Genomic DNA, 13,312 nt, shown 5'->3' with positions numbered 1-13,312 from the left:
ATAAGTGGCTAAATACGAAGTAAGTGGAACAATTTGCTTCTATTCCATGTATATCGTTCATTAAGCTAACCGAAACACGATAATTAGAAAAAACACGACGAGGCAGCCGGCATTAACCGGTTGCCTCGTCTATGTTAAAACCAGCAAAACGGACTTAATTGACCATTGTGCCTGGGAATGTTCTCTTGGTAAAATCATACAGAAGAAAATTGCAGCAGGAGATTATTCGCTCCTTTTTGGTCCGAAGCGTAAGCTAAGCAAGACGCCAACCCATAAGGCAAAAGCCAAACCACCAACGAAAGTATATCCATTAAAAAAGAAAGTATTTGTATACTGGTTCAGTAACGAGAAGCGATACAGCTTGGATTCAGGGTCGTCCCAGTCACCTAGTATATTCAGTTGTTGATTAATAAAATGAATCTCCCCATAAATTGAAGTAGAAACAATGCAACAGCTAAATAATACGATCAGCCACCGTATGGCGGCTTTGCGTTGGCGAAACCGGGTATAGCTGAGAGTGACTGTGAGCAGCAGCAAGGGGATATAGACGGAGGAGGCTAACGCAACCGCAATCAGCCCCGGATTTCCGTTTCCCGAACTATGTCTTGTTCCATCCATAGTGAACAAATCTACTCCATAGAAAAACAATGCACTTAGCGCAAGTAAGATAACCAGGGCGATCGGTTTTTGTCTCATCTTAGCCTCCCATTACGGTGATGTTCAAAGAGAAAGGGGTTGTACGATTGAGCAAAAAACAAAAGGTAATAGTAAAGATCTCAGTTGGATTGAATATCGCTTTAATCGCATTAGTGGCATGGGGATATATGAGGATTAATTTTGTTAAACAACAGATACTCGTTACCGAGGTACAAACGAATTTAGTCGAATTGGAAGGCTTAATTTCAAACCAAGTTGCCCATAATTGGTCGGAACCGAACCTGGTGACTGTTGAACTGGGAGACGTATTGAACGGTATATGGCATGGTATCACATCCGGTGGTCAATTGGGAACGCTCTCTAACCATGATAAGAATATCCTTAGTAAATTGTATAACAAATTGAGTCAATTTCCTCATGATGAGCTATATAAATTTGCCGATTTAACCAGTGAGGATAAAGAAAATTATGAAGAATTGCAAAAGAAGCTTCGTGAAGTTGGCTTAGGTTTAAATATTGCAGTCAGCGGTGATCTTTTCATAACTCAGATTGCGGAATTGGTAGAAAAGATAGAGGTTCCATTACAATAGCTTGGCCAATGATCTAAGCGCAGAATCCGACCGCAAACATCGAAACAATTATTGATATGCCATAAAGCATAAAGCCCGATTACTTCAAGTCTTGATTTAACGAAGAAAACCAACTTCGGATGTAGGATTCCGAAGAACAAGAAGATCATGCTAATGAACAATGTTGTCATGGGAATCGAGATGAGGTTCTTCTCAGATGCAAGGTAACCAATAATCCCAAACAGAACTGTAGCAGCAATGAGAATAAACATAGCAACTCTAATGATACGGAACAGGTTAAAACTATTTCTTATTTTCTTCTCATCATAGTAAGTCTTTATGACATCATCTGCGATATAACTGTAAAAAGCAGCAGTTTGAACTTTTGAGGCCTCCCTTTGAACCTTCCTCATCTGTCGCTGAAAATTACGCTGGGTTTTTGTAGTCACTTCGTATTCCTCCTTTAGTCCTATATCTTCAATGATAAGGGAGGAATTTCCTTCCGAATAAGAAAGAATTGTAATTAATTGTTACATTACTTCTGAGATGAGTTTCTAATTTCTGTTAAGGAGCGGTTTACTATTATTAGAGTGATACTGGAGTTACTTCGGATTATTATATTAATTGCGGTTCTTGGTGCGATTTTTGGATATTTGATTAAAGCAATCTACTCTGAGTTAGGTGTCATACGGAAGAGATATTGCCGGTGTTTACGCATGCGCTGCTCATAAGAGGCGGCGAGGTAGTGCGCAGCGGGAGAACGGAAGACGTCCTGACGACGAACGGTCTCAGCGAGTTTTTCGAGGCGCCTGTGGTGGTAGAAAAGCATGGTGATCGGATATATGTGCGCGTTGCGGAGTAACGGAACGATTCATCAATCATGTAAAGAAGGCATCCGATTATATTTAATCGGATGCCTTTATTTATCTATTCAGCCCCAAAACGCAACTTCCATGACTGTATTTCGTCTTATATGGAGTGGAAAAGATTTCATAATTTAAGATGAATAGGAGGTAATAATTTGATGAATAGAATGAACCTGTTCATCCTCTCGATAATTCTATTAGTTGTAACAGTCGCTTGCAATGAAAAAACAAACATAGATATAGGCGATGCAGTCGGGAAAACGGAACACGATTTCAGACAACTCCAGGAGATCGAAACTACAGCGTCATCATTTGACGGTAAAAAGACTGTGAAATTCAGGCTTATGGTTGAGGGACATCCGACAGAAGCTGAAGCCTCCATTTTATTCAATCGTATATTGGACACTGTTGCTAAGTATTCCAATCGTCCAGATGTTTGGGAGTATTATGAGGGTTATTTTGATATCAAGAATTATGATGAAGGTGTCATTTATGAAGGTATAAAGCTAATTGGTGAAGACTTAAAAGTCCAGTAAAGGAGGAGTGAAAAGTGAAAAAACACGCAAGAAAACTTTACTCTGTTATTTGGTCAATCGGAGCGATTTTACTAATCTATTATTCAAGTACGTTACTTGAATTTGCTCATGAATGGTCATCAAATACATTTAATATTCGGGGATATCATTTATGGATTCCGATATTAGTTTCTGTATTCTCTGGCATGTATTTGGCTTTTATTCATGGAATTCCAAAGCATGTTCGTTTAGATAGCGGCAAGCTTGCTGTATTTGCAATCAGTTTTGTTATGTTATTCTATTTTGTTCTCGCATTCTATACTAACTTACCTCTAGTCCAACCATTTCTAAAGGTAATGAGTAATAACGGCCAGTTTTTCGTAGGTTTAATATGCGGATATTCGATGATTTCATGTCTGTTTAAAGTAAGGTATGTGGAATAAGTTTAGCAAATTTTTCGGTGCATTAGGTTATGGGTGTTTTGTATGATAGAAATAAACCAAAGGGGGGGATTTTATGAATCCAATTATGATTGATTTTCCAGATGAGTTTCATACTGATCGATTAGTAATTAGAATGCCGAAACCAGGGGATGGTAAGGTTGTGTTTGAAGCCGTTACTGCTTCGATAGATGAGTTGAAACCTTGGTTGAAGTTTCTACAGAATGAACAATCCGAATATGATATTGAACTTGCAGTTAGAGAGGCGCATGCAAGATTTTTAAGTCGCGAGAATCTAAGATTCCTTGTCTTTTTGAAAGAAACGGGACAATTTGTTGCTACGTCAAGCCTACATAACATAGATTGGGATGTACGTAAATTTGAAATTGGGTATTGGATAGATACTCGTTTCAGTAGCAATGGGTATATGACTGAAGCAGTTAAAGGTATTTGTGATTTTGCTTTTAGTCAGTTGAATGCCCGAAGGTTGGAAATACGTTGTGATACAAAAAACACGAAAAGTAAGTTAATACCTGAGCGATTACACTTTGAACTAGAGGGTACAATCAAGAACGAAGATTTATCGGTTGACGGAAGCGAATTGAGGGACACATTCATTTTTGCAAAGATTCAACGATGACATGTTGTAGTAAACGAACGGACACGATAGTTGAACGAACCAAGGAGTAGTTTGCCGGCGGCAGCTGCTCCTTTATTTATTGAGAGAAACCTGACGTATAAACCGTAGGTTTCTCTACAATTTAAGGGCATTTATTCTTAGAATACCCTTTCTTTTCGCTTCCAATAGACGAGTCTAGCGATCGAATTCCTATTGGCTTAAGAAGCAGAGGCGGACTCCGTGTCTGAACGAACCGTTTTCCTCCCGAAAACGCCGCCTAACAGGAGCGTTCCAAGCGAGAGCGCCATACATACCGCGGAGAACATGCCAATCGACGAATAGCCGCCGAACTGGACATAGAGCAAGCCGGCAACCCAAGCGCCTAGTGTGTTAGCGCCGTTCATCGTCGAGTTGGTCAGACTGGAGATTGTTCCTCGGATGGAAGCGTTGAGCGAAGTGAGTACACCTATAATGATCGGGAAAACGATCCCGAGAGTTGTGAAAATGATCAGATAGACGATTCTCACGGATGTGACGCTCGTTAGCTGGGGCACGACCGCGTACAATGCTACGAGCAGCAGCATTCCCGTGGCAATCGTATTCGTATTGCCCAGTTTTCGAGAGAAATAAGAACTGATCATGCTTCCGAACAGATTGCCAAAGCCGAGGAAGATCACCACGGTACCGATCTGCCCGACTGAAAGCGCGAAGGTATCGGCCATCCATTTACCGACGAAAGCGAACGAGGTGCCGACTGCTAAGTGAAGGAGCAGGTAGGCAACGAAACCGCTCCTTGCCTTGCCGCTTGTGATCAGCGGGACATACCGCCTAAGAATCGATGTCCGCTCCCCCATGGTCGCGCTTGGCTTTATGTCGGGCAGCAATAAGAATGCGAAGACGACGAGCAGCAGCGAAGCGAATCCGATCGTCCAGAACGGAACGGACCAGTTCGAGGTTGCAAGCCAGCTTCCGATCGGCACGCCAAGCGCTTGGGATGCGGCGATTCCCGAAAAGGCAATGCCCATTGTCTTCGCTATTTTGGCCGGAGATACGACGGTGGGGATGGAAGCCCACACCTGCGGTGCAGTAAACGCCGCGCTAATGCCCGCAAGGAAACGGAACAGGCACATCGTCCAGAAACTATCCGCGAATCCGCATAGAGCCGTCGAGATGGAGAATCCGAGTAAGCCGCAAAGCAGAACGGTTCTCCGGTTCCAGCCGTCGGACAGAGGCCCGGCGATTAGGGCGAAGACGGCCGAGCTTAGCGTGTAGGCGCCAAGCATCCATCCGGCGCTCCCCGTCGACACGCCGAATTTCACTTGCAGCGTCGGGAGCAAGGGAGAGATCATGAACGTATCGGTTCCGATCATGAACATGATGAGAAAGAAGAGTACGGTATACTTACTCACTGTAGATCACTCCTATAGATTAGTGTTGCTTTCTGTCATTATCGTAAAACATAATAGTGACAGAATATGTCATTGAATCATTTAAACATTGCTAAGAAGGTGATCAGGATGTCCAAGTCCAAAAGATTGATGGAAATGATGATGACCGTTAACCGGAAGCGGCGGTTCAAAGTTCAGGAGCTTGCCGACGAATTCGGCGTCTCCAAACGCACGATTCTAAGGGATTTGCAGGAGCTTAGCGAGCTGGGGGTACCGCTCTACTCGGAAGTAGGGCCGCATGGAGGGTATCAGGTTGTAAGGGAGCGGGTGCTGCCTCCGATCGCTTTCACGGAGGAAGAGGCCGTGGCGATGTTCTTTGCGGTGCATGCCCTGCGCCATTACTCCTCGTTGCCGTTCGAAGCGGAATCCGCCTCGGCGCTGAGCAAGTTCTACCTTCATATGCCCGGGGACGTCCGGGATCGGATCGACGGCATGAAAAACCGGGTCGACTTCATTACACCGACAAGGCGGGGAGACGCGCCCTGCTTGGCCACTCTTCTTGACGCTGCCGTACACCGGAAGGTACTCGCAGTCAAATACGAGTCGAAGGAAGAAGGGGAGAGCAGTCGCCGGATTCAGCCGGTCTGTATTTACGCAAACAACGGTTTTTGGTATTGTACGGCTTATTGTTTCCTGCGCCAGGGGTTGCGCGTGTTCAGATGCGACCGAATTGGCGAGGCGGCTTATGACGAATCCGGCACTGCGCCGCTCGATCTAGGCGACGTAAGCCTTAGCCGTCGTGCGTCAGCGGAGCCGAGAGAGCCGATACGCCTTCGCGCGGAGCTGAGCAGAGCCGGTGTCCAGCGGTGCGAATCCGAATTGTGGCTCGCTCCTCTGCTCCGCGTGCGCGAAGACGGAAGCGGTACAATCGATAACAAAGTGTCGCGCGGAGACATTTCTTTTTACACGGATTTCTTCATCGGACTAGGAAATGAAGCTGAATTGGAAGAACCGGCAGAATTAAAGAATTCGATTCGGCGGAGGCTCTCGGAGATGTTGGCTCGCTATCAATGAGCGGTTTTTCCCCATTCAGCCTTTTTTCCAACGAAAACTGACACCTGCAAGGAGCAGGTGTCAGTTCACATCACGGCCTCTTCTTTAATTGGCTACTGATGCCGGCGATAAACTCCACACTCTTTATCTCCGAGTAAAGATTTTATAGTTTCCGCTTTTGAAAGAAAGCCAGCAGCGAAATCATATGAAACAGAGGTAGCTTAGGCGTCTTCTGTTCAATCTGATAATACTTCCAAGCATGTTTATCGATTTTTTTAAGCTCCCAATTTCTCAGTCTAGTCTGTTCTTCATAAAAAAAAGAATGATCTAACAACTAAATCACTTCCCTTTAAATAAATGGTGATCGATCGAACGGTTTTATTATAAAAAAAGAAGTATGACAGCATAGTGTCACACTTCTTCATAGCGATTTAACATTTTCCCAATTTTATCTTTTATCCTTTGCCTGAGTGATTGAGGTTCAAGTACAACTGCGTCCTCGCCAAAACTGAGCAATTTCTCAATTAGCCAATCCGTGTCAATTGCCTTAACAATTGTTAACAAAAGAGAACCGTCTTCATTAAACTGCTTCTCATCCAAATAAAATTCATCCAACACGGTTGCAAGCGAGCCAGCAGTGAAATGAATGACGGCATATTCGGTTTGCTCCTGATTCTTGCCGCCGCCGGATAAAATATCCTCGGTGCGGATATTATGATGCCGCTCGAACAATTCCGGTAAGACAGCAAGCTTCGACATTCTCGTTAATTTGAACACCCGATAATCGTCCCTGGAGCGGCAGTAGCCATACAAATACCAGGCGTCGTATTTTAGCAGAAGACTGACAGGCTCGACTATGCGATCCTGACGTTCGTCCTTGGCATTCATATAATGAAAGTGGACAAGCTGGCGGGCATTAATGGCAGAGTGCAGCGTACGGAGATGGGAAGTATAGGATCTCCAACTGCCAAGATCCATCGTCAGGCTCGGTGCTCTGCTGTTCTCAGTCTGAACGGTCTTCAGTCGTTGTATCGTATCATGTGCCCGCACATCTTCAAATACGGTTGTCGTGGACTTGAGCAAGGTGATTAAGGAGGCAATATCGTCGGAGCTGAGTAGGCTTTTATCCATCTTGTATTCCTTCATGATTCCATACCCGCCGTTTACGCCTTGGTAGGAGACAACAGGAATGCCCGCCGCACAGATCGCCTCAATGTCCCTGTAAATTGTTCTTTGCGAAACACCGTACTTGCACGACAATTCAGATGCAGATACCACATCATTATTAAGCAGCATATAGATAATTGATATTAATCTCTCTAACTTCAAGGAAGTCACCACCTTTAGTATTGCACTGTTTTGATAGTAGTGTACATTGATAGGTTCGGCAAGAAATTCTTATTTAACAAACTGGATTTAACTAAAGGAATGCTAAGGTTGCCGTTTTCTCAACTAACGACAGGCGGCGTAGCCGTTTCGCCTTGTGGCTGCCGGATGATTCGAATATGATGGATGGAGGACGTTTCAAGTAGATCGACCTTAGGAGGCGAAGATGAACGAAGCCGCTTTTGATATGAAGTTATTTGAGAGCTACAAGCCGGGGTTAACCTCGTATTGTTATCGAATGTTGGGATCCATTGATGATGCGGACGATGCTGTACAGGAAACCTATATTCGGGCATGGCAGAGCTGGGATCGTTTCAGGCAGGACTCATCCATTAAAACATGGATCTACCGCATAGCGTCGAACTTATGCCTGGACAAGCTGAGGCAAGCGAAGCGCCGTACGCTTCCCGTTGACCTGTCCGATCCGGCGGTCAAGATTGTCGAACCGAACGAAACGCTGCCAGATTCGTCCTGGATTTGGCCCTCACCTGAATTCGGAGAAAATCCGGAAGATGCTCTCGTTCGCAAGGATACCCTTCAGTTCTGCTTTATCGCACTCTTGCAAACCTTGCCGCCTCGTCAACGCGCGGTTCTTATTCTGAGGGATGTCTTTGAATGGTCTTCGAAACAAATTGCGGAAACATTGGGAATGTCGCCGGCAGCGGCGAACAGCGCCTTGCAACGAGCCAGGGAGACGATGGACCGAACGCGGCTTCGCTCCGACGAATTTAGCAAGATGGATGTCAATCCCGACCAAAATCTTCTCTCGCGATATGTGGAAGCGTTTGAGCAATTCGATATCCAAGCGCTTGTGTCGTTGTTCCATGAGGAAGGTTGTATGTCCATGCCGCCTTTCGCCATGTGGATAAGCGGGCAAGAAGATTTGTCCGCGTTTTTTGCGCTTACGCGCTGGCATTGCGAGGGGTCCAAATTTTTGCCAACGACAGTGAATGGTGGTTATCCCGCTCTGGCGCAGTATGTGCCAGGTAAGGAGACATCCGTCCTGGTGCCTTGGGGCATTCACGTGATTGAAGAGAAAGATAATCGGATCTTCCATGTTCAAAATTTCATAAATGCAAAATTATTTTCCCGATTAGGGCTTCCGGAACAAATAGACCGATGAATTCGGAGATTGGCGTTCGTCTATATTAGTGAGAAACAAAATTCCCGTAAAGAGGTGTCCTTCACAATGGAAACAAGCAATCCAACGAAAGTAACCGTAGAGACCGTCGTTCAAGCCCCTGTAGCAAAAGTATGGAGCTATTGGACCGAGCCTGACCACATTACGAAGTGGAATCAACCATCCGAGGAATGGCATGCGCCAAGAGCGGAGAACGACTTGCGGGTCGGAGGCGAATTCCTGACAAGGATGGAAGCGAAGGATGGCAGCATGGGTTTTGATTTTAGCGGAATTTACGACGAAGTGGAGCTGCATGAGACGATTGCCTACACATTGGGAGACGGACGGAAAGTGGATATTGCGTTCGTCGATCAAGGCGAGGCCACTAAGGTCGTTGAAATCTTCGACCCCGAGAGCACTCACCCCGTTGAATTCCAACAGGCGGGCTGGCAAGCGATTATGGATAGTTTCAAACGTTATACGGAAGCATCATAAGAATAATCGAGGCGCCCATAAAGGCGCCTTTTTCACATATAGAATAGAGACGATAAATCAAAAACCTGAAGCAGCTGGCTAGAATGCTCGGCTGCTTTTTCGTTATAGGAAGGGAGATGCAAAAAAGCCGTGCTTCGCTGCTTTTCTAGTTGAGGTAATGAACCTGTAATGCTTACATGCTACTGACGTCTACGCCTGTTTGCCCGTTGTAGCCATGAGAATGCGGGTTGCGGCCATCGACCGTCGTAAAGCCTTCAAACTGATGGTAGTGTCCCCCGCGAGTGTCCGTCGTTCACAGTGGTCATCCCGGACAACGAATGAATATGAACTTGACGAGGGCTGCCGCCCCATGAAGTGATAAAGAGCTTGTGGGCGTTCAATTATGTTTGAAAATAACCTGGCAGGCTTCGAGTTGTTTGTGAGCTGGTATCATAAGATCTTAACGGAACAAGGTTTCCAAGACGTTATTGTTGGCATGGAACCAACCGGTCACTACTGGCTGAACCTTGCTCATTTTCTGAGAGAAAAGCAAGTTAAGTACGGTGTTGTGAATCCGTTGCACGTAAAGAAGAGCAAAGAGTTAGACGACAATTCTCCAACTAAAAATGACATTAAAGATGCGAAGGTCATTGCACAACTGGTCAAAGACGGGAGATACGCCGTACCAAGCCTTCCTCAGGGCATTTATGCGGAACTGAGGGAAGCGATGAAGATTCGCGATCACCTAACGACTGACCTTTGCGTGGTCCAAGCACGTGTCCATAACCGGCTAGATCGGTACTTTCCAGAGTTTCTAACGGTATTTAAGGATTGGGAATGCAAGTCTGCCATCCAAATGCTGAGCCTCTATTTACTGCCGCAGCTTGTTCAAGTGCCGGAAGAATCCTTGCTACAGCACCTGAGAGTAGTTGCAAAGCGTCTCGGTCTAGGTCGGATCAAAATGGAGCTTAAGCTCTTGCTTACCCAGTATGAGTGGCTTCATAACAAGCTCGAAGAGTTGGAAGCAAGATTGGATGAATTACTCATACAGATTCCTCATGTGCCGCAATTACTAGCGATGAAGGGGATTGGAAGAGACACCGTCGCAGGGTTCCTTGCGGAGGTAGGTGACATTAGCCAGTACCGTCACCCCAAGCAGATTTCGAAGCTTGCTGGATTGAATTTGAAAACAAATTCATCCGGCACACACAAAGGACAGACCAAGATAACGAAGAGAGGCAGAAAACGCCTACGAGCTTTGCTCTTTAGGGTAATGATGCCGTTGGTTGCTAGAGGGAGGATTGTTCAATAACTTCGCGAATACTTAAAAATTGATAATTTTCTCGAAGTTCGTAAATACACTGTTAGCCGAAACTTCCTAGGTCAAGAACATATGGGTAAACCCTCAAAGCCAGAAGCATCTAAGGTCAAGTTCGGATAAGGGCATATGAAGGTCAAGGTCGGATATGGGCATATAAAGGTCAAGAATGGATAAGGGCATAAGAAGATCAAGACATATTCGGTGGGTAACTCTAAGAAGAGGAAGCATCGGCTAACACCGCAATCACGCTTCGGGCTACGCCCTCGAAGTTGAGAAGCCAGGTAGTAGATTCAGCCGGACACATCCGACTCCGTCGGACGTCGAGAATTCAAGAACGTTAGCCGAAAGAAGTTCTTACATGTTTAGGAGGAGTCTATATGATATTAGAAAAAGTTATAAATAGAATTGTAATACAAAGTGAATATAAGGATTTTGTTGATAAGTATATAGATAATATACTTACCGAATTTAAAGGTAAGATTCATAGCATTTATATGTGTGGCTCGATTCCAAAAGGAACTGCTAAACCTTTTAAGTCAGATGCAGACTTTACTATTGTATGTGTAAATCCCAAAGATATTGATTACGAAAGATTGTCAAATATTAAAGACAGGCTGTTGGAAGAATATCCATTACTAACTAAGATTGATACGATAATTTGCACGATTGACGATGTATTAAGCAAACCAAATGAGTGGGGTTTTTGGATTAAGATAATTTGTGTTTGCATATATGGTCATGACGTTGGTGAAAAAGTACCACCGATAATTATTTCTCCAGAGTTCATTTTAGACTTAAATACAGAGACCAAGGAGGAAGTAGATCGTGTACGTAGTTCACTTTCTAATACTAGTGATAACACAATGAAAACTAGATATATTAAAGGTTACTCTAAGAGATTAATTCGTGCATTATACTCTTTAATTTTAGAAGATACAGGTGTATGGCAAGATGACATTATTAAGATGAAGAATGCCATATTAAACTATTGTGAGATTGACTCCGCTTTAGTTGATTATCTCTATGCTTGTTACTTGGATAGTAATAATGTACTTGTTGAAGAGTTTCTGGGAATTGCAGATGAAGTATATAGCTATTTTAAGAACGCGTTAAATGCAATGGCTGCTTCCAGAACTTCCTTCGACTAACACCATATTGACGCTTCGGGTCACTCTGAGAAGCGAGTGACCACATTCAGCCCCCTAAGCCCGTAGGGACGTCACTGCATTAGGTGTTTGGCAAGCCTCACAACTATAAGCAGCGGCTCTAAGGGGCCAGGACGTCGTCAATACAAAACTTTAACACGTGGTCATGGTTAACCCTGCCACTACGAAGCGAAACAAAGAAAATAGAGATAACAGTCCATCAAAAAATGACCCTAAAGATGCTCTTGTTATCGCTGACTCCGTCAGTCGGGGGTTCTACTACGAGTACACGCGCCAATCGCTTGAATTCCAACGATTGCGGACGATGATGAGCGATCGGGAGTTCTGGGTGACAAATAGTGTACGACTGCAGAATCGGATCATACGCTGGATAGATATCCGTTTTCCCGAATATCCGTCCGTATTCAAAGATTGGACCTGTAAGCGATCATTGGCGACTCTCAAGACATTCCCTTGTCCACGAGATTTGGAGACGTATACGGTACAGGACATCGTCGATTCATGGCGAATCCATATGCAGCGCGCTGGAGGATACACGGGGATAGAGAAGGCAGCGCAGCTCATTGCACAAGCGAAACGAAGTGTGGGAGAACGAACTGCTGTAGAAGAAGCAAAGGCAGATTTAAAACGGCTCATAGAAGAATATGAGCGCATTACCACCATGCTTGAACAGATTGAAAAGGACATCGAAGTTCTACTTTCTGAGATTCCTATGGCTCAGCAGCTTCGTACCATAAAAGGTCTCGGAAAGATCTTTACCGCGGCTATTTTAGCTGGGACAGGGGATTTAAGGCAGTATGCGCACGGACGTCAGGTACTACGAAAGGCTGGCTTGAATTTGGCTGAAAGTACGTCGGGAAAACGAAAAGGGAGCATTGTTCTTTCGAAACGAGGAGACTCTTCCTTGCGAAAATATCTCTATCTTGCAACCGTTCAGCTCGTTTGGAATAACCCAGTTTTTCGGAAATTACATGAGCACAACTTGCAAGAAAAGAAGATGAAAAAGCAGCAGTCCATATTTAAGTTAATTGGGAAACTAGCGCGGATCCTAGTTGGTATTGTTCAGCGAGGAGAACAGTTTACACCTGAGAAAACTGTCTTGGATTGGACAGAAGCAGCTTAAGTTATGAAGAGGCATCACGTATTTTGACTCATTCGCGGGATTTCACAAAGAAAGCACGGAGGACCGAGTTCGTGTCCCAAAAGGGCTAAGACCCATCCGCTAAACGCTATCGGTCTCCACACCTTGGACAGGTATAACGAAGGAATGTCAGGGCAATGACCCGTCGAGTCGTGGGAGGGTGAACCTCCAGGGATTTGTGGAGTATGCGCGCAGTAGAGACTAACTAGGGAATTTTTCCAGGTGGTTCCTCTGTTTCCGCATGCCCAGCCCACCATCTCAACCGGTATTATCTGTGCCGATTCCATAGAGTCATCTGATCATAGGTGATGAAATCCTGCGAATGAGTGAGTATATGTGAGATAAACCCTTAAAACCGAGGGACGGAGAACGATAGTCCAATATACATCTATGGAAGCTGCCGGCATGATTGGTAGCTTCGTTACGTTAAGGGCTGGTTAGTTTACTAAACAAATGACTTGAGAGGCAACCAAATGAAATTGGTTGTCTTTTTTTATTAGGATGCAGATGGGAATAGGGCTGGGCAGCCTTAAGTCCAACTAACGGAGAGAAAAGCGGAGTTTCATTTGCGCATCCTATCTGTATGATGTTGGCTAC

The 13,312-nt window shown here is 44.8% G+C and carries 14 protein-coding genes and 1 pseudogene; 11 read left to right on the top strand and 4 right to left on the bottom strand.

What is annotated here, in order from left to right:
* Positions 1 to 222: 222 nt before the first annotated feature.
* Positions 223 to 696, bottom strand: coding sequence for a hypothetical protein (locus I8J30_RS09165; protein ID WP_210657369.1), 474 nt, complete (start codon positions 694 to 696; stop codon positions 223 to 225).
* Positions 697 to 743: 47 nt separating this feature from the next.
* Here I8J30_RS09165 and I8J30_RS09160 point away from each other — a divergent pair, with 47 nt between their 5' ends.
* Entirely contained in the window at positions 744 to 1,247 is a 504-nt protein-coding gene (locus I8J30_RS09160; protein WP_210657367.1) for a hypothetical protein, read from the top strand.
* On the opposite strand, the gene I8J30_RS09155 is transcribed toward I8J30_RS09160, so the two are convergent.
* Complete coding sequence (locus I8J30_RS09155) at positions 1,202 to 1,675, bottom strand: hypothetical protein (RefSeq protein WP_210657365.1); 474 nt, start codon at positions 1,673 to 1,675, stop codon at positions 1,202 to 1,204. The genes I8J30_RS09160 and I8J30_RS09155 overlap by 46 nt on opposite strands.
* A gap of 257 nt (positions 1,676 to 1,932) precedes the next feature.
* Here I8J30_RS09155 and I8J30_RS09150 point away from each other — a divergent pair, with 257 nt between their 5' ends.
* From I8J30_RS09150 to I8J30_RS09135, 4 genes are all read left to right on the top strand, one after another.
* The gene (locus I8J30_RS09150) at positions 1,933 to 2,088 is read left to right on the top strand and encodes a hypothetical protein (RefSeq protein ID WP_210657363.1); all 156 of its coding nucleotides are present in this window, start codon (positions 1,933 to 1,935) and stop codon (positions 2,086 to 2,088) included.
* Between the two features lie 162 nt (positions 2,089 to 2,250).
* Entirely contained in the window at positions 2,251 to 2,628 is a 378-nt protein-coding gene (locus I8J30_RS09145; protein WP_210657361.1) for an IolE/MocC family protein, read from the top strand.
* Positions 2,629 to 2,642: 14 nt separating this feature from the next.
* Entirely contained in the window at positions 2,643 to 3,050 is a 408-nt protein-coding gene (locus I8J30_RS09140) for a hypothetical protein (RefSeq protein ID WP_210657360.1), read from the top strand.
* A gap of 73 nt (positions 3,051 to 3,123) precedes the next feature.
* Positions 3,124 to 3,687: a GNAT family N-acetyltransferase gene (locus I8J30_RS09135; RefSeq protein ID WP_210657358.1), complete on the top strand. Its 564-nt coding sequence runs from the start codon at positions 3,124 to 3,126 to the stop codon at positions 3,685 to 3,687.
* Between the two features lie 197 nt (positions 3,688 to 3,884).
* On the opposite strand, the gene I8J30_RS09130 is transcribed toward I8J30_RS09135, so the two are convergent.
* Positions 3,885 to 5,075, bottom strand: coding sequence for an MFS transporter (locus tag I8J30_RS09130; RefSeq protein ID WP_210657356.1), 1,191 nt, complete (start codon positions 5,073 to 5,075; stop codon positions 3,885 to 3,887).
* A gap of 108 nt (positions 5,076 to 5,183) precedes the next feature.
* Between I8J30_RS09130 and I8J30_RS09125 the strand changes: the two genes are divergently transcribed.
* Complete coding sequence (locus tag I8J30_RS09125) at positions 5,184 to 6,128, top strand: helix-turn-helix transcriptional regulator (RefSeq protein ID WP_210657353.1); 945 nt, start codon at positions 5,184 to 5,186, stop codon at positions 6,126 to 6,128.
* A gap of 390 nt (positions 6,129 to 6,518) precedes the next feature.
* Here the strand turns inward: I8J30_RS09125 and I8J30_RS09120 are convergent, their stop codons facing one another.
* Positions 6,519 to 7,436 (bottom strand): helix-turn-helix transcriptional regulator, encoded by a 918-nt coding sequence (locus I8J30_RS09120; protein ID WP_210657351.1) that lies wholly within the window; start codon positions 7,434 to 7,436, stop codon positions 6,519 to 6,521.
* A gap of 223 nt (positions 7,437 to 7,659) precedes the next feature.
* On the opposite strand from I8J30_RS09120, the gene I8J30_RS09115 reads away from it, so the two are divergent.
* The 5 genes and pseudogenes from I8J30_RS09115 to I8J30_RS09095 all read left to right on the top strand — a co-directional run bounded on the left by I8J30_RS09115 (position 7,660) and on the right by I8J30_RS09095 (position 12,697).
* On the top strand, positions 7,660 to 8,616 hold the full coding sequence (locus I8J30_RS09115) for a sigma-70 family RNA polymerase sigma factor (protein ID WP_210657349.1): 957 nt from the start codon (positions 7,660 to 7,662) through the stop codon (positions 8,614 to 8,616).
* Positions 8,617 to 8,682: 66 nt separating this feature from the next.
* Positions 8,683 to 9,108, top strand: a complete 426-nt coding sequence (locus I8J30_RS09110) for an SRPBCC family protein (RefSeq protein WP_210657347.1) — start codon at positions 8,683 to 8,685, stop codon at positions 9,106 to 9,108.
* A gap of 370 nt (positions 9,109 to 9,478) precedes the next feature.
* Positions 9,479 to 10,381 (top strand): annotated as a pseudogene (locus I8J30_RS09105) (IS110 family RNA-guided transposase); the annotation flags it as partial.
* A 404-nt stretch (positions 10,382 to 10,785) separates the two neighbouring features.
* Positions 10,786 to 11,556, top strand: coding sequence for a nucleotidyltransferase domain-containing protein (locus I8J30_RS09100; RefSeq protein WP_210657344.1), 771 nt, complete (start codon positions 10,786 to 10,788; stop codon positions 11,554 to 11,556).
* Between the two features lie 163 nt (positions 11,557 to 11,719).
* On the top strand, positions 11,720 to 12,697 hold the full coding sequence (locus I8J30_RS09095) for an IS110 family RNA-guided transposase (protein ID WP_240547918.1): 978 nt from the start codon (positions 11,720 to 11,722) through the stop codon (positions 12,695 to 12,697).
* Positions 12,698 to 13,312: the final 615 nt, after the last annotated feature.

Source organism: Paenibacillus lignilyticus (assembly GCF_017942085.1).
Classification (GTDB): domain Bacteria; phylum Bacillota; class Bacilli; order Paenibacillales; family Paenibacillaceae; genus Paenibacillus_Z; species Paenibacillus_Z lignilyticus.
Note: the sequence above shows the minus strand (reverse complement) of the source record. Positions and strands in the feature narration are given on the sequence as shown.

Bases quoted from the DNA above. Each gene is read 5' to 3' on its own strand.
- I8J30_RS09125 (WP_210657353.1), top strand. From the start codon at position 5,184: ATGTCCAAGTCCAAAAGATTGATGGAAATGATGATGACCGTTAACCGG.
- I8J30_RS09110 (WP_210657347.1), top strand. From the start codon at position 8,683: ATGGAAACAAGCAATCCAACGAAAGTAACCGTAGAGACCGTCGTTCAA.
- I8J30_RS09165 (WP_210657369.1), bottom strand. From the start codon at position 696: ATGAGACAAAAACCGATCGCCCTGGTTATCTTACTTGCGCTAAGTGCA.
- I8J30_RS09095 (WP_240547918.1), top strand. From the start codon at position 11,720: ATGGTTAACCCTGCCACTACGAAGCGAAACAAAGAAAATAGAGATAAC.
- I8J30_RS09115 (WP_210657349.1), top strand. From the start codon at position 7,660: ATGAACGAAGCCGCTTTTGATATGAAGTTATTTGAGAGCTACAAGCCG.
- I8J30_RS09145 (WP_210657361.1), top strand. From the start codon at position 2,251: ATGAATAGAATGAACCTGTTCATCCTCTCGATAATTCTATTAGTTGTA.
- I8J30_RS09100 (WP_210657344.1), top strand. From the start codon at position 10,786: ATGATATTAGAAAAAGTTATAAATAGAATTGTAATACAAAGTGAATAT.
- I8J30_RS09135 (WP_210657358.1), top strand. From the start codon at position 3,124: ATGAATCCAATTATGATTGATTTTCCAGATGAGTTTCATACTGATCGA.